The organism is Leifsonia sp. L25, assembly GCF_050632895.1.
In genome coordinates, this window is sequence record NZ_JBODRZ010000003.1 from 1,307,080 (window position 1) to 1,327,984 (window position 20,905).

A 20,905-nucleotide genomic window follows, 5' to 3' on the forward strand; every position below is an offset into this window, starting at 1 on the left:
CGTCAGCCCTGCTTCCGCTGGGTCTGGAAGGCGTCGTAGTCCTTCTGGCCGGCCGCGGCGAGCTGGTCGGGCGTGACCTGGCCGGCGTAGAGCTGCTGGAGCTGGCCGCCGATCGTGTCGATCATCGAGGGGTCGACCAGTCGAAGTACGGCACGTAGCCGTTGCCCGCGTCGAGCTTCTGCTGGGCGCTGATCTCGGTGGCCAGCTCCGCGTTGCCGCTCGGCGTGCTCAGGCCCGAGTGCAGCAGCGGGAGGAAGCCGTGGCCGACCGCCTGCTGGGCCGCCGTCTTCGACGCCATGAAGTCGAGGAAGGCCGCCGCGGCGTCCGGGTGCTTCGACTTCGCCGAGATGGAGAGGTTGGCCGCGGTCGAACCGGTGCCTACGACCTTGCCGCCCTGCACCTGCGGGAGCTGGACGTAGCCCATCGTCTGCTTCTGCGCGTCCGAGAAGCCGAGCGAGCCGGTGTACTCGAACCGGAAGGCCGCCTTGCCGCCCAGGAACTCCGCCTGCGCGTCGGCGTACTGGACGCCCGGGTAGTTCGCGGTGAACCAGCCCGCGTCTGCCCACTTCTTGACGTCTTTGGCGGCGTCGACGATGCCGGTCGAGGTGATCGGGACCTTGCCGCTGGAGTAGACGAAGTCACCGATGTTCTTCGACGTCGCGTACAGGTCCTGCGTGGCGAAGAGGATGGAGGTGGCGGAGCCCTTGTCCTGCGAACCGTAGGCGATCGGGGTGATGCCGGCGGCCTTGACCGCTGCGGCGTCCTTCTCGAAATCGCCCAGGGTCTTCGGCACGGGGAGGCCCAGCTTGTCCAGGATCTCCTTGTTGTAGTAGAGACCGATCAGCGATGAACGCGCCGCCGGGGTGGCGTAGAGCGAGCCGGTGCCCATCGCCTTGCCGTCCGGGGTGAACTCGAGCTGGCGGGCGATGGTGTCCGGGATCTCCTTCTTCCAGCCGTACAGGTCGGAGTAGTCGTCCAGGTTGAGGATGCGGCCACCCTTGGCGAGGGTGCCCATCGACTGCCAGCCGTTGTTGACGAGCGCGATGTCCGGACCGTTCGGGTCGGCGAGGCGGAGGTTGAGGGTGTTCATCACCTGGCCCCAGTCCTGCGTGGTGCGCTTGATGGTGATGTTCGGGTGCTTCTTCTCGAAGGCCGTGACGACCGAGTCCATCCACTTGCCCTCGTCGCCCTGCCAGAAGTCGAGGATCTTGAGGGTGACGGGCTTGCCGGACACGTCTTTCGAGACGGCGTGCGAGGAGCCCGCGGCGCTGGAGCCTCCGGGTGCGCACGCTGTCAGGCCCAGGGCCAGTCCAGCGGTGAGCGCGAGCGCTCCGGCGAGGTGCCTCTTTTTCATGCGGGTCTCCTTTAACTCCACAGCAGGTGGTGGCGCCGAGATCCGGCGCGGAACCAACCGTAGCCATAACCAAACCAGATAGTCCATTCGAGAACCGAATTAACAGCCAACGGTCGAACTGGTATGGTCACCAGTGTGAAGACCCCGACGATCGCCGAGCGCGTGACCCGCGACCTCAACGCGTCCCTCAACCACGGCGTGTACCCGCCGGGCACGCGCCTGCCCGGCGAACGGCTGCTGGCCGAGAGCCTCCACGTCAGCCGGAGCACTATCCGCACGGCCCTGGAAGACCTGGAGCGACAGGGCCGGATCGCACGCTCGGCGCAGCGCGGCTGGTTCGTCCCCAGCCCAACGGTCGGAGAGCCGCCGAGCACGCTGCAGAGCTTCAGCGAGATGGCCCGGCTGCGCGGGCACACACCGACGGCGAAGGTGCTCGAGCAGAGCGTCCGGTCGGCCACCATCGACGAGGCGGAACGGCTCGGCATCGTCGCCGGCGCCGACGTGCTCGTGCTGGTGCGCTTGCGGGGGATGAACTCGACCCCGATCTGCGTGGACACCAACGTCATCCCGCTGTCGGTCGCGGCGCCGCTGGTGGAGGCCGACCTGAACGACGCGTCGCTGTACGAGTCGCTGCAGACGCTCTGCTCGGTCGACATCTACCGCAGCGCGTACAGCGTCCAGGCCGACGCGGCGAGCGCCGACATCGCCGGACTGCTGCACATCGCGTCGGGAAGTCCGGTGCTGATCGGGCGCGAGATCGCCTACGACCGCGCCGGTGGCCCGGTGCTGCTGGGCTTGAACACCTATCGGGGGGACGCGTACCGGTTCGAGGCGGACCTGTACCGGGCGGGCTAGAAGTCGCTGGGCCGACGGGGTCGCGTCCCGTCTACGCCCCGGACCGACCGGGTCCGCGCCGTTCTCCTCGCGGTGGTGCCGCACGAACTCCGCCTCCGACGAGAAGCCCCACTGCTGCGCCACCGCGCACACCCACCGCGCCCGCGGCGCCGGTGTGTTCACGACAGATTTAGAGGGGTCCTGCGTACCCGAAACGCAGGACCCCTCGACGGGCGCCCGACACCCGAAATCTCGGGAGCCCGTCGGGCGGAGGGACCACTGGGGGCGGGCCCTCCCTGGGGGAACTGTCGGAAGCGTGTTCCTGCTGGGAGTATACGACCCGATTGGAACTTTAATCCAGGCTCTAGTTCCACGGACCCATCGCGGTCGGTACGATCGTTGTCGGAGCAGCGCGCGTGCGCGCGAGAGAAGGTGTGGAGATGCCCGTCCCGGGGGTGTCGGAGAACCGGCAGGTGCGTGTGCTGGCGCGCGATCGCGCGTACGAGTCGCTGAAGACGGCGATCCTCGACGGGACGATCCGTCCCGGCGAGCACCTGGACGACGCCGAGCTGCAGGCCTGGCTCGGGATGTCGAAGACGCCCATCCGGCAGGCCCTCCACGCGTTGACGGTCGAGGGCTTCGTGGAGACCGCCGCCCAGTCGTACACCCGCGTGGTGGAGCCCCGGGCGGAGGACGCCGTGCCGCACCTGCAGACCATCGGAGTGTTCGTCCTGGGCGTCCAGGACCTCACGCTGAGCGGACTGTCCGACGCCGACCGGGACGCGCTCGTCGGGGATCTCGACCGCTTGATCGCCGCGCTGCAGGCCGCCGACCTGGACAGCTCGATGGCGGCGTCCCGGCAGTACCACGGGCGCCTGATGGCGCTGTGCCCGAACCGTGTGCTGCTCCGGCTGGGCGAGCGGACGCTCGCGGCCCGCGCGTACTATGTCGGGGTCGCGTACCGCGCTCTCGGGATCGACTGGATGGAGGCCGCGCAGTCGTACGCCGCGCTGCGGTCCGCGCTCGCGGCCGCGGACACCCGAGGGGTGGCTGCGGCGACGCGGGAGGTCTTCCGCATCGATCCCCTGCGGCCGGCCCCCGGCGAGGGACGCGCCTGATGCCGATCCCCCGCGACAGCACCGCCGGCCCACGCGAACTCGTCCGCGAACGCGTCTACGCGCAGCTCAAAGAGGCCATCCTCTCCGGCGTGCTCCTGCCCGGCGAACGCCTGGACGAGGCCGAGCTGCGCGGCTGGCTCGGCGTCTCCGGCACACCGATCCGGCAGGCGCTGCACACGCTCAGCCTGGAAGGCCTGGTGGACACGGCGCCGCAGTCGCACTCCGCCGTCATCGCGCCGCGCCCGGAGGAGGCGCTCGACACCCTCCAGACGATCGGCGTGCTCGTGACCGGCGCGACCATCCTGACCCTCCCGCACCTGATCGCGGAGGATCGGACGCGCCTCGCCGCGCTGGCCCGGGACGTGACGGCGCAGCACCGGCGCGGCGACATCCCCTCGATCACCAAGGCTGCCGAGGCCTATTTCGGATCGATCGTGCGGGCGTGCCCGAACCCGGTCTTCATCGAGGTCGTCGCGCAGACGGGGCCGTCGCTGAGCTATCACGTCACCGTGACCCACCGCGCGCTCGACGCAGACCTGGGCGAGCTGGCGCAGGACTACACGGACCTGTCGGCGGCGCTGCTGGACGGGGACGACGAGCGGGTCATCGACGTGACGAAGCGGATCTTCCGGCTGGGGAGCGAGCGCGGCTAGCGTGCGCTCCTCGCGCCTCCCGCGGCTTAGGCTCGGGGCATGGCTCAGAACTCCCGTCCTCTCGCCCTGATCACCGGAGCGTCGCGCGGCATCGGCCGGGCGATCGCCGCCGAGCTGGGCGGCACCCACCACATCCTGGTCGGCGGACGGGATGCCGCGGGCGTCGCGGCCGTCGTGGCGGAACTGCCGTCGGCCGAGCCGTTCGTCGCGGACCTGACCGGGGACACCCTCCCGGATATCCCGCACCGGCTCGACGTGCTCGTGCTGTCCGCCGGCGTGGAGGACGGCGGCACGATCGCCGACACGGACGACGCGACCTGGCGGCATGTGTTCGAGGTCAACGTGTTCGCGGTCGCAGCGCTGCTGCGGGCGACCCTCCCGGCGCTGCGAGCGACCGGCGGGCTGGTCGTCGCCATCAACAGCGGATCCGGACTGAGCAGCGGCGCGGGCGGCGGCGTCTACTCCGGCTCCAAGTTCGCCCTCCGCGCGCTCACCGACGCGCTGCGGGAGGAGGAGCGCCCGAACGGTGTCCGCGTCACCAGCATCCACCCCGGCCGCGTCGACACCGACATGCAGCGCGCGCTCGTCGCCCGCGAAGGGCACGAATACGACGCCGCCTACACGATCACACCGGAGATGGTCGCGGCGACCGTGCGCGTCGCCGTCGATCTGCCGAACACGGGGATGGTCGAGGCGCTGACCGTGCGTCCGGTGCGGCGGCGCTGAACCCCGCCGTACCGATTCCGAACCCCGACTTTACGATCCCCGAACATTCCCCGACGAGGCTGAAGTCAGCCGGAAATCCCCCGGCCGCTTACCTCTGAACGGGAGAACCATGTCCAGACGATCCATCGGCATCATGACGGCGGCGACCGCGGGAATCGCGTGCGCGGCGCTCATCGGCGGCCCGGCCTTCGCCGACACCCCGACGCCGACCCCGACCGCATCCGCATCGCACGCCCCCAAGACACTCGCGCAACTCCAGGCCGCCGGCGCGAAGGCGACCAGCGACCGCGAGACCAAGCTCACCGCGGCGATCGCGAAGGTCGACGCCGACACGTCTCTGACCTCCAGCGACAAGTCCACGATCCTCGCGACCCTCAACACCGACCTCGCCGGCATGAAGTCCTCGGCCTCGGCCATCGCGGCCGACACCACGGCCACCCAGGCGGCCGCCGACCTCACGAAGGTCCACGACTCCTACCGTGTGTTCGCCGTCGCCCTTCCCCAGGCGCGCCTCGCGTCGGACGCCGATCGCCTCACCGGCACCACCATCCCCAAGCTGGCCAAGGAGCAGTCCGCCCTCGCCGCCCTGCTCTCGGGCAAGGACAAGGCCACGTCGACCTCCGCGCTCCAGTCCGACCTCACCGACCTGAGCGCGCAGCTCTCCACCGCGTCCCACGACGCGAGTGGAGTCGCAGCGGCGGCCCTCGGCGTGACCCCGGCCTCCTACGACTCCAACCACTCGGCGCTGTCGTCGGCGAAGTCGTCGCTCACGTCGGCGCGCGCGGCCGTGAAGAAGGCGCAGGCGGACGCGAAGGCGGTGCGGGAGGCGGTGAAGAAGTAGCGGTGAAGTGTTGCTGACCGCAGCCGTCACACCTCGACCGCGCGGGCTACCTCCCACTCGGAGGCGAGCAGCGACCAGAGCTGCTTGTCGTGGAAGACGCCGCCCACCGGCCACGCCTCCCGGAGCACACCCTCGAGGGTCATGCCCAGGCGACGCGCGACGGCCGAGCTGCGGTCGTTGTCGCTCCGGCAGCGCCACTCGGCCCGGTGCATGCCGCGCTCGTCGAACGCGTAGGCGAGCAGTTCGCGGACGGCGCTCGTGATGTGGCCGTGGCCCTCAGCGTCCGGTTCCAGCCAGCAGCCCACCTCGAAGCCGCCGGTCGCCGGCACGAATTCCACGAACATGACGCCGCCGACCAGCGTGCCGTCCGCCCAGAGACCGTAGATGCCCGCGCCCTCTCTGGCCGCGCGCTCCGCGTACCGGCCGAGCGTGGCGCGGGCGCCGGCGACGTCCTCGGTGACGAACGACGGCCCCACCCACGGCCGGATGTGCTCCCGGGCACGGTCGAGGTGCGCGGCGAACTCCTCCGCCATCCAGGGCTCGAGTGGGCGGAGTCGCGCGCCGGAGGCGAGGGTCTTCGAGAACATGAGGCCACGCTACCGGGAGCGCGCGTTCGAGGCGGCGTTGTCGACGCGCGGGAAGGCGAACATGGTGTCGCGGTCGGCCCGGTGCGCCCGGCCGTGGACCTTGCGCGGCGGCAGGACGCGCGTACCGTGTCTGGCACCTTCCAACCGGACTGAGCCCGAGGAGTCCATGTCAACAGCGACACCCACGCGAAGGTCACCCGACGGACGAACGTGGCATCAGAAGCTCATCGTCGAGGAACGCTACGTCTCTCCGGCCATCCGCAGGCGGCTGATCCTGGTCGCAGCGAGTCTCATCGTGGTCGGCGCGGTGTGCTTCACCGTGCTCCTCATCGGCGTGCTCACGCACGAGGGGCTGTCCGAACTGGACAGGTCCGTCGAGCTCTGGATCAACACGCAGCGCTCGGCGCCCGACACCGCCGTCGCGATCTCGCTCGCCATCGCCTTCGGGCCGATCGCTCTTCCGATCATCGTCTTCCTCGTGATCGCGATCTGGTTCCTCACGGCGCGACACTTCTGGCGACCGATCATGCTCGTCGCAGGGATGCTGCTCGGACTGATCGTCGCCCTGGTCGTGCCCTCCGTCGTCGAACGGCCACGGCCTCCCATCCGGCTGATGCTCTTCGGCCCCGACCCGAGTTTCGGCTTTCCGTCCGGTCATGTTCTCGGGACCGCGGACTTCCTCCTGCTCACCGCCTTCCTGATCGCGTCGCGCAAAACGAACCCGTGGTGGGCGATCATCGGCTTCGCCATCGCGGCCGTCGGAATCGCGGCCCAGATCGTCAGCCGGATCTACCTCGGCTACCACTGGCTGACGGACACTCTCGCCTCCGTCTCCCTCTCACTGATCGTCCTCGGGATCGTGATCGCCGTGGACACCTGGAGAACGGTGCGAGTGCCGGGTGAGCCCATCACCGGCGAGTACTCGAAGCTCCAGACCGACGGAACCTGACACCACGAGGAGACTGGACGAAAATGACTGGAGCAGTTGAGCGGCAGGCGAGCAAGGCGGAGGACAATCCGGCTCTCCAGCTCGCCGCGCGAATCGGATACGCCGTCAACGGATTGGTCCACGCCCTCATCGGCGCGATCGCGATCGGCGTCGCGATCGGCCGCGGAGGCGAAGCCGACCAGTCCGGCGCGCTGAGCGGCTTCGCCGGCAATCCGGCGGGCCTCGTCCTGCTGTGGATCATCGTGATCGCACTCGTGGCGTTGGGGGCCTGGCAGATCCTGCACGCCTTCCTGATACCCGGGCCGGACCCGAAGCGAACGTGGCTTCACCGGCTGGGCGAACTGGGGAAGGCGGCCGGCTACCTGTTCGTCGCCGTGACCGCGTTCAGTTTCGCGCGCGGAGCGGGACGAACTCCGTCGCGTCGTCGAAGAGCTTCACCGCGAACCTGCTCGCCGCACCCGGAGGAGTCTTCCTCCTCGTCGTTGTCGGCCTCGGCATCCTCGCGATCGGCGTCGGCTTCATCGTCCGCGGCGCGACGCGCTCCTTCCTCAAGACCATCCGCACCCCGCCCGGCCCGCTCGGCGACACCGCCAAGGCCCTCGGCGTCTTCGGCTACATCGCGAAGGGCGTTGCCATCGCCGTGGTCGGCGTGCTGTTCGGCGTCGCAGCGTTGACCTTCGACCCGAACAAGGCGACCGGCCTCGACGGGGCGCTGAAGACCCTCGCCGTGCTGCCCTTCGGCACGGTGATCCTGATCGTCATCGGAGTCGGCCTCATCGCCTACGGCGTGTACTGCGGATTCCGCGCGAAGCTGGCGATCCTTTGAGGGGTGAACCCGGGAGGAACGCCGGACACGAGCTCTAGAACCGGCCGGTGCGCCGCAGCCTGCGCGGCCGCGAGTCGGGATCCACGACGACCCGGTACAGCGGTTCCGCCCAGACACGCTGCACCCACGTCACCGGTTCGATGCGGTGACGTCGGGCCTGGCCGCGCGGCCGGGACGATCGCCGACCGGACCGGTGCCAGGCGTCGAGCGCGTCGCTCCTCTCCGTCCAGAGCGCCAGCGCGTCGGTGGCGTCACGGATCCGCGGGTCATCGGGGTCCAGACCGAGGTGCTCGGCCCACAGCCGCGCGCGGAGGTCGCGTGCGATGTCCCCTCCGACGACGGCGCAGGTGAGCTCGCTGTCGGAGGTCCAGGAACGCAGGTTGAAGTTGTCGGAGCCGCACGTCATCCAGGTGTCGTCCACGATGCAGATCTTCGCGTGCACGTAGATCGGAGTGCCGGCGTCGTTCTCGAGGTCGAAGACGCCGACCCGGCCGGGAGCCGCACGGCGGAGCAGCGAGACGGCCCGATGCTGGCCGAGTCGGCCGGGCGGCCCCGCGATCCCGCGGTCGTCGTCCGGATAGCGCGGCAGCACGACGATCACCCGCAGTTCCGGGTTCGACCTCAGGGCCTTCGCGATCCCGGCCACGACCTCCCTCGACCACAGGTACTGGTCCTCGATGTAGATGAAGGAGCGTGCGCGCGCGAAGGCTTTGAGGTAGGCGCGCGCGATGCTGCGCTCCCCGTGCGGAGCGAACGGGAACGGCGGACGCTTCGGTGCGTACGTCCTCAGCACCTGCACGGCGTGCGTTCCCGCAACCGGGGGTGGAGGGGCCGCCTCGGGGAGTGGTTTCGGGTGCCGGGGCATGTCGGCGAGACGCTGCACGAGCATCCGGTACGGGTTGCGATGATCCAGCGGGTGCGGGTCGTTCCAGCGCTCGGAGAACGTGTCCAGCAGGTCGCCGACCACGGGTCCGCGCAGTTCGAGGGCGGCGTCGTGCCAGGGCGGTCGCTCGCCGTAACGCGGGTCGATCTCCAGCGCTTGCGGATCCCCCGCGTGCTCGGCATCGTCCCGGCGGCTGTGGCAGAGGTCGATCCCGCCGACGAACGCGACGTCCCGCGACGCGTCCCGCGTGTGCCGGATCACGAAGAGCTTCTGATGGTGCGACCCGAAGGCCCGCACCCGCTGGTCCAGGAGGACCTCGCCGCCGGCGTCGTTGATCTCCCGGCCCAGCAGCGCGTTCGACAGTCCGCTCATCCGCCCCTGGATGCGTTCGCCGTGGGAACGCCACACGAGGCCGCGCACCTCCACGCCCGCGCGCGCGATGTCGGCCAGCAGCTCCCCGATCGTCGGTCCGCCCGGCAGGAGCAGCTCATCCTTGTCGCCACGCCAGTCGGTGAAGAACACCCGGTCGCCCGGCTCCAGCGCCGACAGCTCCTCGTGCAGCCGCGCGAAATAGTTGGCACCGTGGACGAGCGGCCGGACCAGGTTCCCCTCCGACCACGACGCGGATCCGGAGGGACCCGCCTGCACAGCGGACGCCGGGTTGCCCCGCTCGGCCCGGCTCAAGAACCATTCGGAGGCATCACTCGGCACGCCACGCACTCTACGCCCGAGACGCCGCCTCGACGGGTCGACCGTCTGCCGGTCTCAGGTCACGGCAAGGGACACCTTCGCCGCCGCCCGGGTTTCGGTGACCGCTGCGATCGCGGGGGCGACATCCCAGACGACGGTCCCCCGCGGCGCCTCGACGCGCCACGGGGGCGGCGTCGTCGGATAGACGCGGGTGGTGATCGAGCGGCCGGCGCTGGTGAAGACCTCAACGACCGAGCCGTCGAGGAAGACGCGGGCGGCCCACTCGACGCGGTCGCCGAACGCCTGTGCCACCGTCGCGCCGTCGGTCTCGACGCCCGGCGCGGTGCTCGCGGCGCTCCGGTCGAGCGTCAGCGTCCCGGCCTCCAGGTCCAGAGCGAGGTCCAGGAACTCGTCCGCGCCGAACCGGAGCCGGACCCTGCCGGAGACGGCGGGGACGACGAGCTCCGCCTGCGCGCCGATCGTCGCACCGTCCGCCGGTCGCGACGGCCCGTCGCGCAGCGCCTCGACCGCGGGATGCGGCGCGGTGCGGAGGGCGTCGCCGTCGAGCCACGCGCGCCGTGGCAGTGAGATGGCGCCGGCCCAGCCGGCCTCCTGCCAGCGCGCGTCCTCGCGGCCCTCCGTGATCCAGCCGAACAGCACATGCCCGTACGATCCCTCGCGCATCACCGACGCGGCGTAGAAGTGGTGCCCGTCGTCCACGCGCCGCGGGACGGGAGCCGAGTCGACCGGGAACGCCAGCACGACACCGGGGCCGCCCGCGTGCGACCAGGACGACACGATCGCCACCTCGCGTCCGTCGGCCGTGATGAGCTGCGGGCACTCCCAGCCCTCACCGGTGTCGACGCCGCCCACGACCGCGCGCTGCAGGCGGGAGAGCTCGCCCACGTAGTCCCATTCCGCGCCGTCAGCCGAGCCGTACAGCCGCATGGCCGCCGTCTCGTCGGGGAGCGCCGCGCCGACCACCATGTGCCAGCGGGAGGCGTCGCGCCAGACGAACGGGTCGCGGAACATGGTGACCCCCTCCGCGGGAGCGGGGTCGGCCACGACCTGGGTCGGCTCCCCGAAGTTCGTGCCGTCCTCGTCGGACACCGTCGTCAGGATCGACTGGTAGGGGCTGTCGTCCACCTTGCCGGAGTAGAAGGCCCGCACGCGGTCGCCGTCGACCACCGTGTTCCCCGACCAGCACCCGCCCGAGTCGAGGCCCCCCGGCACCGGGCTCATCGCCGGCCGGTGCAGCGTCCAGTGCACGAGGTCCTCGGTCGTGGCGTGCCCCCACTCGACGGGGACGGCCAGCTCGGCGTGCGAGCGCGACTGGAAGTACAGGTGCGTCGTGCCGCCCAGCTCGACCGGGCCGTTCGGGTCGTTGACGTAGCCGCGCGGAAGGCGCACATGGAACTGCGGGAGGTGGTGGTCGTGCATGAAACAGGTCTCTCTTTCGAAGCGGCCGCGCGGCCAGGATGGGGAACGCTCAGCGGAACGAGCCGGCGGTGACGCCCTCGATGAAGTAGCGCTGGGCGAAGATGAACAGCAGCACGCTGGGGATCATCGCCAGGATGACGCCGGCCAGGACCACCGAGATCGACCCGGTGCCCAGGTTGCCCTGGAGGCCGACGAGGCCGAGCGGCAGCGTGAAGTTGCTCTGCGACTGGATGAAGATCAGCGGCCGGTAGAACTCGGCCCAGAACCCTGAGAAGTTCAGGATCGCCAGGGTCGCGATCGCCGGCGAGGCCATCCGCGCGTAGACGTGCCGGAACACGCCCCAGTGCGTCGCGCCGTCGATGCGCGCGGCCTCGCCGAGCTCCCGCGGCATCTGCATGAAGTACTGCCGCATCAGGAAGGTGCCGAACGCGCTCCCGAGCGCAGGGATGATGAGCGAGGCGAGCGAGTCGCTGATCCCCATGGTCTTCACGATGACGAAGACCGGGATGATGATCGTCTGCAACGGCACCATCATGGTGGCCAGGAAGATCCCGAAGATCGTGTTCTTGCCCGGGAACGACACCATCGCGAAGGCGTAGCCGGAGAGCGTGCAGGTGATCGTCTGGCCCACCACGATGAGCACGGTCACGATGACGCTGTTGAGGAAGAACTGCCCGATCGGGATCTGGTTGAACACCGCGGCGTAGTTGCTGAAGTCGGGGCTGGTCGGGATCCACTGCGGCGGGTTGGTGAACGCCTCCGCCGGTGTGCGCAGCGAGGTGGTCAGCGTCCAGAGCAACGGGCCGAGCGCGAACACCGCGGCGAGGACGAGCAGCACCATGCCGACGATGCTGCCGACCTTGACGATCGGCCGGCGGCGGCGGCCGAGCACGACCGTCGTGCTCGGAGCGACATCTGTGGTCATTGGTAGAACACCAGCTTTCGGGCGGCGAGGAATTGGATGCCGGTCAGCGCGAGGATGATCACGAGCAGCAGGATCGCGATCGCCGACGCGTAGCCGAACTGCAGGTTCTGGAAGCCGGTCTGGTACATCGCGATCGTCGCGGTGGTCGTGGCGGTTCCCGGGCCGCCCTTCGTCATGATGAAGGGCTGGTCGAAAAGCTGCATGGCGTTGATCATCGCCACGACGGTGGCGAACAGGATGGTCGGGCTGATCAGCGGGATCTTGATCCGCAGCAGCGTGCGCCATGCCCCGGCGCCGTCGATCGCGGCGGCCTCCTGAACCTCCTGCGGCACCGAGGTGAGCGCCGCGACGAACAGCACGAAGGTGAAGCCGACCTGCTGCCACACCACGATCAGGATGATCGTGATCTGCGCTGCGACCGGGTTGGTCAGCCACGGCACCGGGGGCAGCCCGAGCTGCGTCAGGTAGTAGTTGACCAGCCCGAACTTCGCGTCGAACAGGTAGCCCATGAAGATCGACACGGCGGCGGTGGAGGCCAGCAGCGGCAGGTAGAACGCGGTGCGGAAGAACACCTTGGTGGACTTCCGCTTGCGGCTGTTGACGAGCACCGCGAGCAGCAGCCCCACAGAGATCTGCAGTACCACGATGCCGATGGCCATCACGATGGTCACGCCGAACGACGCGAGGGTCGAGCCGTCGGAGAACAGCCGCGTGAAGTTGGCGACGCCGACGAACTTGGGAGGCGAGATGACGTCCCACGAGAAGAACGAGAGCCCGAGGGAGGCGAGGATCGGGATGAACGTGAACACGGCGACGAACGCCACCGCGAGCCCGATCATCGAATAGCCGAACGCGCCCTCCCGCCGGGCCGCCCGTCGCACACCGGGGCGACGGACGGCACGGCGAGGAGAGGTCGCCCCATTCACGCGCGGGCGCTCCTGGGTCTGGACAGCCATCAGGACGCCTGCGCAGCCTTCTCGAAGTCGGACTGCATGCCGTCGAGCGCCGCCTTGGCGTTGCCCGACGAGATGGCCTGCGTGGTCCGCTGGTTCAGCGAGGTGGCGAGGGCGTTGTAGTACGGCGGCGCCGAGATCGGCACCGAGCCCTCGAGCTGGTCGTAGAACACGGACCAGTGCTCGGGTCCGGTCGTCTTGTACCGGTCGGCCGTCAGCAGCTGCTTGCGGCCCGGCGTTGTGACGTTGCCCGGGAACATGATGTCGAAGGTGGAGGGCTCCACCATCATCTTCACGACTTCCCAGGCCAGGTCCTTGTTCTTCGACGAGTTGAAGATTCCGTACCCGCCGGCGCCGAAGAGCGACTTGTTGCTCTTCCAGGTCGGGAAGCGCTGCACGTCGAAGCTGCCGTCGGCCATGCCCGCGTTGTGCAGGCCGCCTGCCCAGAACCCGCCGCCGATGGTCATTCCGATCCGGCCGGTGGAGAACAGCCCCTGCAGGGTCGAGCCGCCGCCGACGTCGGGCGACGGCGAGAGGCCGGAGCGCTGGAGGTCGACCACGTACTCGAGCGCCTCGATCGCGGCCTCCGAGTTGGCCGTCGGCGTGCCCCACTTCCAGCCGCCCTTGCGGCCGTGCACGCCGACCGGGTTGTTGGCGAAGGCCTTGCTCCACAGCCAGTCGCCGCCGGAGTACTTGCCCTCCTCGAGCAGGTTGCCGTTGTTGGCGTAGAGGAACGAGGTCCAGCTCCCCCAGAGGCGCACCACCCAGTCGAAGGCGTTGACGTCGCCGCCGAGACCGTTGATCTTGGTCGCGTAGGTGTGGAACTCGTCCATCGTCCAGTTGTCGGAGGGCCGGGAGAGCCCGGCCCTCTGGAAGAGGTCCGTGCTGTAGAACATGCTGCCGGCGTTGAAGCTGTCGGGCAGCTCGTACAGGTGGCCCTGGTACATCATCGACTCGACCAGCGCCGGGTGGATCTGGTCGAAGTAGGTCTGCAGGGACGACAGGTCCTTGGTGACGTAGCTGTCCAGCGGGATCAGGAGGTCCTTGGAGGCCATGAGCTGCAGGCCCTCGGTCGCGACGCTCACCAGGTCGGGGGCGGCCCCGGCCGCGATCTGGGTGAGCACCTTCGCGAGGAAGTCGTTCCAGTCGGTGCCGTTGATCGCGGTCACCTGGAGCGTGGCGTTCTTGTCGAGCTTCTTGATCTGCGGCTGCAGTGTGTTTTGCAGTGCCGTGGCCGCCTTCTGGTCGCCGAAGTACAGCATCTTGATGGTGCCCGATGCGTTCGTGCCGCCACCCGCGCCTGCGGTGGAGCACGCAGCCAGCGAGGCCAGTCCCGTCAATGCCAGCCCGGCCCCGCCGAGCTTGAGCAACGTGCGACGGTCAATGGCCGGTCCGAATGTGTTGGTCATCCGTGCGCTCCTCTCTGAGCGTCTGGGATGCGGCGGGGGGTGCCGCAACCCGACTAATACGTATTGGGGTTCCGAGCATAACTCGCCGGCATCGCAATTGCAAATACGTATTGGCTTCTGTGGCATGATCGTTGCGGGAGGATCGCATCATGGCTGGAAACGACAACAGGGCGCCGAAGCGCGTCACCATGAAGGACGTCGCGAAACGCGCTGGGGTGTCGCAGCCGACGGTGTCCTTCGTGCTCAACGACCGGCGCGACATCTCGGTGGCGCCGGAGACGCGGGCGCGCATCCTCCAGGCGGCGAAGGAGCTGCGCTTCCAGCCCAACCGCGCCGCGCAGTCGCTGCGCTCCAACCGGCCGTTCACCATCGGGGTGATCGCGGACCGTGTCGTCTCGCAGCCCTACGCCGGTCAGATCGTGCTCGGTGTGCAGCAGGCGGTCCAGCCCGCGGGCTACGTGTCGTTCGTCGTCGAGATCTCCGAGACGCCGGACAACGGCAAGGCGGCCGTCGAGAACCTGGTCCGCCAGGGCGTCGCCGGCCTGGTCTACGCCGCGCCCGGTCCCGAGCCGGTGAAGGCGGTGGACGTCGGGGAGGACATCCGGACGATCTTCGTCAACTGCTGGCCGGAGAACCTGCCCGACGCTGCGCTGGTGCTCGCCGACGAGTACCAGGGCGGCCGGGATGTCGCGGCGGCGACCTTCGCCGCGGGCCACCGCGACGTCGTCTTCCTCGGCGGACCGGCGTCCGACTACGCGTGCCAGGAGCGCGAGCGCGGCCTCGTCGACGCGGCCGTCGCCGCCGGGATCGACCCCGCGTCGATCCGGCGCGAGTACGGGACGTACCACGTGTCCTCCGGCTACGACCTCGCTGCGCGCGTCCTGCAGGAAGCGACGCCGACGGCGCTCGTGTGCGGCAACGACCGGATGGCGGTCGGAGCCCTGCTCGCCTCGCACTCCGCCGGGCTGGAGTGCCCGCGGGACATCAGCATCGTCGGCTTCGACGACCAGCCCGAGCTCGCCGCCGAGCTGCACCCGCCGCTTGCGACCGTCGCACTCCCGCACCTCCAGATGGGGATGACGGCGGGCAGCCTTCTGATCGCGGACGACGAACCGCAGGGGCGCACCCTCGTCCCGTGTCAGTACATCGAGCGCGCCTCGCTCGCCGCGCCGCGGACGGCGTCGGCGCGGTGAGGTCGACCACCCACTTCCGGCCGCCGGGCGGGTTCGTCGGCGATGTCATCCCGTTCGAGAAGGACGGCACGGTCTGGCTCTACTATCTCCTCGACACCCGCGACCCGCGCCGGCCGGTCGACCGCGACGAGGGGATGCCGTGGGCGGCGGTCACGACCCGCGACTTCGCAACCTTCGCGGACCGCGGTGCGGTGCTGCCCTCGGGCGGACCAGCGGCCGAGGACTTCGACTGCTACACCGGCAGCGTCGTCACGGACGACGACGGCCTCCTCCATCTCTTCTACACCGGCCACAACCCGCGCATCCGCACCGCGGACGGTGACGCGCAGGTCGTCTGCCACGCCACCTCGGGCGGCGATCCCGCCGTGTGGGAACGGCATCCCGAGTGGACTTTCGGCGCCCTCGACGGGTACGCGCCGGAGGACTGGCGCGACCCGTTCGTCTTCCGCACCGCACCCGGCGAGCCGTGGCAGATGCTGCTGGCCGCGCGCCGGCAGGACGCCCCGTACCGGCGCTCCGGCCTCGTCGCGCGGCTGGTCTCGGACGACCTCGTGCACTGGCGCGACGCCGAGCCGCTCTGGGACCCGCGCCGGTTCATCGCCCAGGAGTGCCCGGACGTCTTCCCGTGGGGCGACCACTGGTACCTCGTCTACTCGGAGTTCTCCGACTCCTTCCAGACCCGCTACCGCGTCGCCGACTCCCCCGAAGGCCCGTGGCGGGCGCCCGAACGCGACACCGTCGACGGCCGCGCCTTCTACGCCTCCAAGACCGTCGAGCTCGACGGCGAGCGGCATTTCATCGGCTGGATCGCGAGCAAGGAGGGCGAGAGCGACGCCGGCGCCTGGCAGTGGGCCGGCACGATGGCGGTGCTGCGTGCCGGCCAGGAGGCCGACGGATCGCTGTCGTTCGGGCTCCCCCGCGCGGTCTCCGCGCTCTACGACTCCGTGCGCGACCTGCGCGGCGACCTGACGGCCTTGGACGGCACCGACGCGGCCCCCGGTGCCGGCGCGATCGACCGCTACGCCGCGTGGCTCGGTCCGCGGCTCTCGTCCGAGACGCTGCTGGTGGCGGAGTTCGACATCGCGCCGGGCACGCAGGCGTGCGGCCTCCTGCTCCGAGCCTCCGACGACGGTGAGCAGGCGTACGTGCTCCGCCTCGAGCCGCAGCGCGACCGGCTGGTCTTCGACCGGTGGCCCCGCGGGACCACCGGCGGCGAGCAGTGGCAGATCCGCGGGGACGTCCCGCACGCCGTCGAGCTGGAGCGGCCCGTGCCGCTGCGGCCGGGACGGCACACGCTGGAGGTCCAGCTCGACGGCGACCTGTGCGTCGCGGTGGTGGACGACCGCGTAGCGCTCAGCACGCGCGTCTACGACCTGACCTCGGGGCACGTCGGCGTCTTCGCGACCGACGGGGAGTTCGAACTGGTGCGCCTGGAGGCCCGGACCCGTTCGTAGCGGAGGACCTCGCTTGACATCCGGGGAGGCGCTGCTTACCCTACCAATACGAATTATCTATACGAATTAGCTACGTGAATCAAAGGAGATGACCATGTTCGCGAACCTGGGTGGCTGGCACTTGCTCGTGATCCTCGCGGTGGTGCTGCTGTTGTTCGGCGCCACGCGACTGCCCGCCCTCTCGAAGGGCCTCGGACAGTCCATCCGGATCTTCCGCAAGGAGGTCCACGACCTCTCGGACTCGGACGCGCCCGCGAAGCAGCCGGAGGGCGTCGCGGGCTCCGACGGGATCACCACGCGCGGCTGAGCGTGCCGTCATGAGCTTCGAGAAACTGCTCGTGCTCGGCGTGATCGCGGCGTTCCTGATCGGGCCGACCCGCCTCCCGGCCTACGCGTCGAAGCTCGCGCTGGCCGTCCGCAAGCTGCGCACGCTCGCCGACGACGCCCAGCGCGCAGTGCGAGAGGAGGTCGGGGACTCGGTCGACGTCGACTGGCGCTCGTTCGACCCGCGCCAATACGACCCGCGGCGGATCATCCGCGAGGCACTGCTCGCGGAGCCGGCGTCCGTCGAGACCGCCGCCTCGGCGCTCGAGGGCACCCGCCAGGAGTCACCGTGACCAGGCGCGGCGCCCGGATGACGCTCGCCGCGCACGTGTCCGAGCTGCGCCGGCGCGCGGTGCGCTCCGCCGCAGCCCTGCTGGCCGGCACCGTCGGCGGCTGGTTCGTCTCGCCCCTCCTGCTCGCGGCGCTCCGTGCGCCGATCGCGCAGGCGGCGGCCTCCCAGCACCGGCTCGCGGCGCTCAACTTCGACACCATCACGGGAGCCTTCGACCTCCGGATGCAGGCCGCCTTCGCGATCGGGCTGGTGGCCTCCAGCCCGATCTGGCTCTACCAGGTGTGGGCGTACCTGGTGCCCGCCCTGAGCCGGAAAGAGCTCCGCTACGGGTTCGGCTTCTTCTTCACCGCGGTGCCGCTGTTCCTCGGCGGCTGCGTCGCCGGCTGGCTGATCGTGCCGCACATCGTGCTGCTCCTGACGGGGTTCGCCGCCGACGGGTCGTCCTCGTTCATCCAGGCCAACGACTACTTCCAGTTCGTGCTGAAACTCGTCGTCGCCGCCGGATTCGCCTTCGTGTCCCCGGTCTTCCTGGTCCTGCTCAACCTCCTCGGCATCCTGTCTGCGCAGTCCATCCTCAGGAGCTGGCGGATCGCCTTCCTCGTCATCCTCGGCTTCACGGCCATCGTGACGCCGTCCGCCGACGTGATCTCGATGCTGCTCCTCGCCGGGCCGCTGATCGCGCTGTACTACCTGGCGTGGTTCGTCGCGGCGCTGCACGATCGGAGGGCGTCGCGCGTGCCGGCCTGACCGGCAGCGTCCACGCGAGAAGCTCCCCGCCCGGTCTTCCGGACGGGGGAGCTTCTCTGTGCGGGGGATCAGTTCCAGATCGACTTCACATGCCAGGCCTGCATCGAGTCGATCCCCGCGGTGCCGCCGGTGGCGAAGGCGCTGACGCCCGTGCTCGCCGCATCCGGGAAGATCTGCTCGGTGATCACCCGGGTGCCGTCCGCCGTGAAGACCTCGACGGACGAGGCGTCGATCAGGATGCGCAGCCCGATGCCGCCCGCGCTGTCCAGCGCCACCGGCGCGGTGGCGCGCCCAGGGAACGCGGCGTTGAAGCCCGTGTCGCCGGAGTGCGTGCGGTCGACGTACAACTCGCCGGTCGTGGTGTCGTAGCCGATCTGCGTGTACTGCCCGCCTCCGGTCCGCACGTTCAGGCCGAAGGCGGACGCCGTTCCCGCCGTCAGGCGCGCCTCCACGTCCAGCTCTGCGCCGGACACCGCGATCGGCTTCGTGCCCGTGACCGCCTGCTTCCGCACGGTCGTGACCGGCCCGGTGCGCAGGTTCGCGAGCGCCTCCACCGGAGTCTGGACGAGCCGGACCTTCCCGCCGATCGTCCGCAGGGACTCCGTGCGCGGGATGGACTCGGCGCCCTGCCACGGCGAGGTCGGCACGTTGGCCGCGTACGCCCAGTTGTTCATCCAGGCGATGTCGACGCGCTGGCCTCCCGGAGCGTCGTTCCAGGTGTTCTCGGCGTAGAAGTCCGAACCGTAGTCGATCCAGGAGGCGCGCTGGAGCTGGTTCAGGGCCGGCTGGTCCGCGAGACTGAAGTCGTCGGCCAGGATGTGGCCCCAGCCTCCCGTCGCGTTGTCGACGATCCGGATGCTGGCCTGCTTGCCCTGCAGGTCAGCGACATTCCACGACGCCCAGTCGAGGCTCTCGCTGTTCTTCCCGGTGGCCGAGCGGACCACCTGGCCATCCACGACGAGATCGACGGAGGTCTGCGTGTCCCAGACCGGCGCCTTCTCGTTCGCGAGCACGATGTCGCCGACCATGAGGTGGCCCCAGCCGGTGGAGCCGTCGTTCTGGTCGACCACCTGGAGCTGCGCCTGCTGACCCCGGTACGCGGAGGTGTCCCACGTCGTCCATGCCAGCGACCCGGAGTTGTTGCCGGTCGCGGTCGCGACCACCGTGCCGCCGATGACGAGGTTCACCGCGGTCGGGTTCGGCTGGCTCATCGGATGCGTGCCGCCCGCGACCTGGAGGTCGATATAGGGGGAGGTCACCGTGAAGGTCGGCGAGGTGATCGTGCCCTCCCCGGATCGCCGTTCGGCCCCCAGGTGTCGAGCACGCCCGAGCTCACCTGGTTCCCCAGCGTCTCGTGGCTGGGCCCGGTGCCGACGAACGCGCCGGTCGTCGTCCAGCCGGGGTCGTACGAGGAGCCGGAGAAGTCGGTGAGCACGGTGCCCTGCGGCAGGGTCCCGAAGGGCACCGCTCCGGCGGCGTACGGGTTGTCGCCCCCGCCGACGAGGAAGTTGAGCCGGCTCTTGTCGATGGTGAACCCCGGGGAGGTCAGCGTCCCGGTGGCGGCGTCGCCGCCGGTGAAGCTGTCCACGAAGTGGCTGCCCGGGTAGCCGGTGACCGGTTGCTGGTCCGGAAGGGCGCCGGACGCCGGGGCTGCGCCGAAGGCCGTCCCGGCGGTGGTCCAGGCCCCGTAGCCGCCGGAGTCGAACGTGTCGAGCGGCGTCCCCGCCGGCGGCGTGTACGTCGCGGGCCCGTCCGGGACGAACGTTGCGCCGTCGAACGCGCCGACGAAGTACTGCACGCCGGTGCTCCCGACGCTCACGCTCAGCACCCACTTCTGCGTCTTCGCGTCGCCGTCGACCGGGAGCGGATAGAGGTCGGGCATCTCCCACACCCCCGTGGTCGCGCCGGCCGGCCCGAAGGCGCCCGCCTGCGTCCACGTCTTGAGGTCGGGCGACGTGTAGAAGGCCACCTTGTACTGGTCGCTCAGCGCGACGGCCATCATCCACTCGTGCTTCGGCGCGTACCAGAACACTTTCGGGTCGCGGAAGTTGACCGAGTGGAGGTCGATGACGGGGTCGCCTGCGTACCGCGTCCAGGTGCGGCCGTCGTCAACGCTGTAGGCGATGTCCTGCGACTCCACGTTCGTGCCCGCCTGGACGCTGGTGTAGACCGCGACCATCGGCGGGTTCTTCGCGGTGCCGAACCCGCTGGTGTTCTGCGTGTCGACCACGGCGCTGCCGGAGAAGAACGCGCCCGCGCCCGGGTCGGGCGCCGGGCCCTTCACGTCGATGTTCGTCCAGTGCACCAGGTCCTTGCTCACGGCGCCGCGCCAGGTGCCGTAGCTGAACAGGTAGTACAGGCCGTCCTTGTAGACCAGGCCGTTGGGGTCGCCGATCCAGCCTGTCGGCAGGGAGTAGTGGAACTGGGGGCGGTAGGGCTCGCCGTAGGTGGTGGATGGGGTCGGTGCCGGGGTGGCCGCCGCGGGGCTCACGGCGGGGGCGAGCCCGGCCAGTGCGAGGCTTGCGGCGGCTGCCGCAGCGACGACGGCCGCGACGCGACCCCTGGGTCGGCCGGGACGCTGCCGCAGGAGCGCGCGCGGAGGGTGCGGGAATCGGAACATGAGGGTGACCTTCCTCTCTGAAGGCGTTCGCGGGAGGCGGTGCTCGCCGCGGGGTGTCGGTTCGATTCACGAACCAATACGTATTGG

Annotated in this window: 22 protein-coding genes and 1 pseudogene; 13 read left to right on the forward strand and 10 right to left on the reverse strand. The window is 70.0% G+C overall.

Annotated features, from left to right (window positions below; translation table 11 throughout):
• Window positions 1-2: 2 nt before the first annotated feature.
• Together ACRAWC_RS10295 and ACRAWC_RS10300 are read right to left on the reverse strand one after the other, a co-directional pair.
• Window positions 3-125 (reverse strand): hypothetical protein, encoded by a 123-nt coding sequence (locus ACRAWC_RS10295; protein WP_431347633.1) that lies wholly within the window; start codon window positions 123-125, stop codon window positions 3-5.
• Window positions 122-1,354 (reverse strand): ABC transporter substrate-binding protein, encoded by a 1,233-nt coding sequence (locus ACRAWC_RS10300; protein WP_431347634.1) that lies wholly within the window; start codon window positions 1,352-1,354, stop codon window positions 122-124. The genes ACRAWC_RS10295 and ACRAWC_RS10300 overlap by 4 nt, the downstream gene beginning before the upstream one ends.
• A 135-nt stretch (window positions 1,355-1,489) precedes the next feature.
• On the opposite strand from ACRAWC_RS10300, the gene ACRAWC_RS10305 reads away from it, so the two are divergent.
• From ACRAWC_RS10305 to ACRAWC_RS10325, 5 genes are all read left to right on the forward strand, one after another.
• On the forward strand, window positions 1,490-2,209 hold the full coding sequence (locus ACRAWC_RS10305; RefSeq protein ID WP_431347635.1) for a GntR family transcriptional regulator: 720 nt from the start codon (window positions 1,490-1,492) through the stop codon (window positions 2,207-2,209).
• 419 nt (window positions 2,210-2,628) lie between these two features.
• Window positions 2,629-3,306, forward strand: a complete 678-nt coding sequence (locus tag ACRAWC_RS10310; protein WP_431347636.1) for a GntR family transcriptional regulator — start codon at window positions 2,629-2,631, stop codon at window positions 3,304-3,306.
• A complete protein-coding gene (locus ACRAWC_RS10315; protein ID WP_431347637.1) occupies window positions 3,306-3,959 on the forward strand; it encodes a GntR family transcriptional regulator in 654 nt (217 codons plus the stop codon). The genes ACRAWC_RS10310 and ACRAWC_RS10315 overlap by 1 nt, the downstream gene beginning before the upstream one ends.
• A 39-nt stretch (window positions 3,960-3,998) precedes the next feature.
• Entirely contained in the window at window positions 3,999-4,685 is a 687-nt protein-coding gene (locus ACRAWC_RS10320) for an SDR family oxidoreductase (RefSeq protein WP_431347638.1), read from the forward strand.
• Window positions 4,686-4,794: 109 nt separating this feature from the next.
• Entirely contained in the window at window positions 4,795-5,526 is a 732-nt protein-coding gene (locus tag ACRAWC_RS10325; protein WP_431347639.1) for a hypothetical protein, read from the forward strand.
• A gap of 26 nt (window positions 5,527-5,552) precedes the next feature.
• On the opposite strand, the gene ACRAWC_RS10330 is transcribed toward ACRAWC_RS10325, so the two are convergent.
• Window positions 5,553-6,113: a GNAT family N-acetyltransferase gene (locus ACRAWC_RS10330; protein WP_431347640.1), complete on the reverse strand. Its 561-nt coding sequence runs from the start codon at window positions 6,111-6,113 to the stop codon at window positions 5,553-5,555.
• A gap of 166 nt (window positions 6,114-6,279) precedes the next feature.
• Between ACRAWC_RS10330 and ACRAWC_RS10335 the strand changes: the two genes are divergently transcribed.
• The 3 genes and pseudogenes from ACRAWC_RS10335 to ACRAWC_RS10345 all read left to right on the forward strand — a co-directional run bounded on the left by ACRAWC_RS10335 (window position 6,280) and on the right by ACRAWC_RS10345 (window position 7,888).
• Complete coding sequence (locus tag ACRAWC_RS10335; protein WP_431347641.1) at window positions 6,280-7,062, forward strand: phosphatase PAP2 family protein; 783 nt, start codon at window positions 6,280-6,282, stop codon at window positions 7,060-7,062.
• A 23-nt stretch (window positions 7,063-7,085) separates the two neighbouring features.
• Window positions 7,086-7,187 (forward strand): annotated as a pseudogene (locus ACRAWC_RS10340) (hypothetical protein); the annotation flags it as partial.
• A gap of 194 nt (window positions 7,188-7,381) precedes the next feature.
• Window positions 7,382-7,888 carry a DUF1206 domain-containing protein gene (locus tag ACRAWC_RS10345; protein WP_431347642.1) on the forward strand — a complete coding sequence of 169 codons (507 nt, stop codon included), beginning with the start codon at window positions 7,382-7,384 and terminating at the stop codon, window positions 7,886-7,888.
• A gap of 34 nt (window positions 7,889-7,922) precedes the next feature.
• Here the strand turns inward: ACRAWC_RS10345 and ACRAWC_RS10350 are convergent, their stop codons facing one another.
• From ACRAWC_RS10350 to ACRAWC_RS10370, 5 genes are read right to left on the reverse strand one after another with little or no spacing between them, the layout of a single operon-like run.
• On the reverse strand, window positions 7,923-9,482 hold the full coding sequence (locus ACRAWC_RS10350) for a phospholipase D family protein (RefSeq protein ID WP_431347643.1): 1,560 nt from the start codon (window positions 9,480-9,482) through the stop codon (window positions 7,923-7,925).
• Between the two features lie 54 nt (window positions 9,483-9,536).
• Complete coding sequence (locus tag ACRAWC_RS10355) at window positions 9,537-10,901, reverse strand: glycoside hydrolase family 32 protein (RefSeq protein WP_431347644.1); 1,365 nt, start codon at window positions 10,899-10,901, stop codon at window positions 9,537-9,539.
• A 49-nt stretch (window positions 10,902-10,950) separates the two neighbouring features.
• Entirely contained in the window at window positions 10,951-11,826 is an 876-nt protein-coding gene (locus ACRAWC_RS10360) for a carbohydrate ABC transporter permease (RefSeq protein WP_431347645.1), read from the reverse strand.
• Window positions 11,823-12,782 (reverse strand): carbohydrate ABC transporter permease, encoded by a 960-nt coding sequence (locus ACRAWC_RS10365; RefSeq protein ID WP_431347646.1) that lies wholly within the window; start codon window positions 12,780-12,782, stop codon window positions 11,823-11,825. Before ACRAWC_RS10365 ends, ACRAWC_RS10360 begins: the two co-directional genes overlap by 4 nt.
• The gene (locus ACRAWC_RS10370) at window positions 12,782-14,188 is read right to left on the reverse strand and encodes an ABC transporter substrate-binding protein (RefSeq protein WP_431347647.1); all 1,407 of its coding nucleotides are present in this window, start codon (window positions 14,186-14,188) and stop codon (window positions 12,782-12,784) included. The genes ACRAWC_RS10365 and ACRAWC_RS10370 overlap by 1 nt, the downstream gene beginning before the upstream one ends.
• A gap of 149 nt (window positions 14,189-14,337) precedes the next feature.
• Between ACRAWC_RS10370 and ACRAWC_RS10375 the strand changes: the two genes are divergently transcribed.
• The 5 genes from ACRAWC_RS10375 (at window position 14,338) to tatC (ending at window position 18,198) form a co-directional block, all read left to right on the forward strand.
• The gene (locus ACRAWC_RS10375; RefSeq protein WP_431347648.1) at window positions 14,338-15,381 is read left to right on the forward strand and encodes a LacI family DNA-binding transcriptional regulator; all 1,044 of its coding nucleotides are present in this window, start codon (window positions 14,338-14,340) and stop codon (window positions 15,379-15,381) included.
• Complete coding sequence (locus ACRAWC_RS10380; protein WP_431347649.1) at window positions 15,324-16,835, forward strand: GH32 C-terminal domain-containing protein; 1,512 nt, start codon at window positions 15,324-15,326, stop codon at window positions 16,833-16,835. The genes ACRAWC_RS10375 and ACRAWC_RS10380 overlap by 58 nt, the downstream gene beginning before the upstream one ends.
• A 94-nt stretch (window positions 16,836-16,929) precedes the next feature.
• The gene (gene tatA, locus ACRAWC_RS10385) at window positions 16,930-17,142 is read left to right on the forward strand and encodes a twin-arginine translocase TatA/TatE family subunit (RefSeq protein ID WP_431347650.1); all 213 of its coding nucleotides are present in this window, start codon (window positions 16,930-16,932) and stop codon (window positions 17,140-17,142) included.
• 10 nt (window positions 17,143-17,152) lie between these two features.
• The gene (locus ACRAWC_RS10390) at window positions 17,153-17,452 is read left to right on the forward strand and encodes a Sec-independent protein translocase TatB (protein WP_431347651.1); all 300 of its coding nucleotides are present in this window, start codon (window positions 17,153-17,155) and stop codon (window positions 17,450-17,452) included.
• Window positions 17,449-18,198, forward strand: a complete 750-nt coding sequence (tatC, locus tag ACRAWC_RS10395) for a twin-arginine translocase subunit TatC (RefSeq protein ID WP_431347652.1) — start codon at window positions 17,449-17,451, stop codon at window positions 18,196-18,198. The genes ACRAWC_RS10390 and tatC overlap by 4 nt, the downstream gene beginning before the upstream one ends.
• 68 nt (window positions 18,199-18,266) lie before the next feature.
• Here the strand turns inward: tatC and ACRAWC_RS10400 are convergent, their stop codons facing one another.
• Together ACRAWC_RS10400 and ACRAWC_RS10405 are read right to left on the reverse strand one after the other, a co-directional pair.
• A complete protein-coding gene (locus ACRAWC_RS10400) occupies window positions 18,267-19,457 on the reverse strand; it encodes a glycoside hydrolase family 32 protein (protein ID WP_431347653.1) in 1,191 nt (396 codons plus the stop codon).
• Window positions 19,454-20,818 carry a glycoside hydrolase family 32 protein gene (locus ACRAWC_RS10405; protein ID WP_431347654.1) on the reverse strand — a complete coding sequence of 455 codons (1,365 nt, stop codon included), beginning with the start codon at window positions 20,816-20,818 and terminating at the stop codon, window positions 19,454-19,456. The genes ACRAWC_RS10400 and ACRAWC_RS10405 overlap by 4 nt, the downstream gene beginning before the upstream one ends.
• Window positions 20,819-20,905: the final 87 nt, after the last annotated feature.

Bases quoted from the DNA above. Each gene is read 5' to 3' on its own strand.
- ACRAWC_RS10295 (WP_431347633.1), bottom strand. From the start codon at position 125: ATGATCGACACGATCGGCGGCCAGCTCCAGCAGCTCTACGCCGGCCAG.
- ACRAWC_RS10300 (WP_431347634.1), bottom strand. From the start codon at position 1,354: ATGAAAAAGAGGCACCTCGCCGGAGCGCTCGCGCTCACCGCTGGACTG.
- ACRAWC_RS10310 (WP_431347636.1), top strand. From the start codon at position 2,629: ATGCCCGTCCCGGGGGTGTCGGAGAACCGGCAGGTGCGTGTGCTGGCG.
- ACRAWC_RS10315 (WP_431347637.1), top strand. From the start codon at position 3,306: ATGCCGATCCCCCGCGACAGCACCGCCGGCCCACGCGAACTCGTCCGC.
- ACRAWC_RS10320 (WP_431347638.1), top strand. From the start codon at position 3,999: ATGGCTCAGAACTCCCGTCCTCTCGCCCTGATCACCGGAGCGTCGCGC.
- ACRAWC_RS10325 (WP_431347639.1), top strand. From the start codon at position 4,795: ATGTCCAGACGATCCATCGGCATCATGACGGCGGCGACCGCGGGAATC.
- ACRAWC_RS10330 (WP_431347640.1), bottom strand. From the start codon at position 6,113: ATGTTCTCGAAGACCCTCGCCTCCGGCGCGCGACTCCGCCCACTCGAG.
- ACRAWC_RS10335 (WP_431347641.1), top strand. From the start codon at position 6,280: ATGTCAACAGCGACACCCACGCGAAGGTCACCCGACGGACGAACGTGG.
- ACRAWC_RS10355 (WP_431347644.1), bottom strand. From the start codon at position 10,901: ATGCACGACCACCACCTCCCGCAGTTCCATGTGCGCCTTCCGCGCGGC.
- ACRAWC_RS10360 (WP_431347645.1), bottom strand. From the start codon at position 11,826: ATGACCACAGATGTCGCTCCGAGCACGACGGTCGTGCTCGGCCGCCGC.
- ACRAWC_RS10365 (WP_431347646.1), bottom strand. From the start codon at position 12,782: ATGGCTGTCCAGACCCAGGAGCGCCCGCGCGTGAATGGGGCGACCTCT.
- ACRAWC_RS10370 (WP_431347647.1), bottom strand. From the start codon at position 14,188: ATGACCAACACATTCGGACCGGCCATTGACCGTCGCACGTTGCTCAAG.
- ACRAWC_RS10375 (WP_431347648.1), top strand. From the start codon at position 14,338: ATGGCTGGAAACGACAACAGGGCGCCGAAGCGCGTCACCATGAAGGAC.
- tatA (WP_431347650.1), top strand. From the start codon at position 16,930: ATGTTCGCGAACCTGGGTGGCTGGCACTTGCTCGTGATCCTCGCGGTG.
- ACRAWC_RS10390 (WP_431347651.1), top strand. From the start codon at position 17,153: ATGAGCTTCGAGAAACTGCTCGTGCTCGGCGTGATCGCGGCGTTCCTG.
- ACRAWC_RS10405 (WP_431347654.1), bottom strand. From the start codon at position 20,818: ATGTTCCGATTCCCGCACCCTCCGCGCGCGCTCCTGCGGCAGCGTCCC.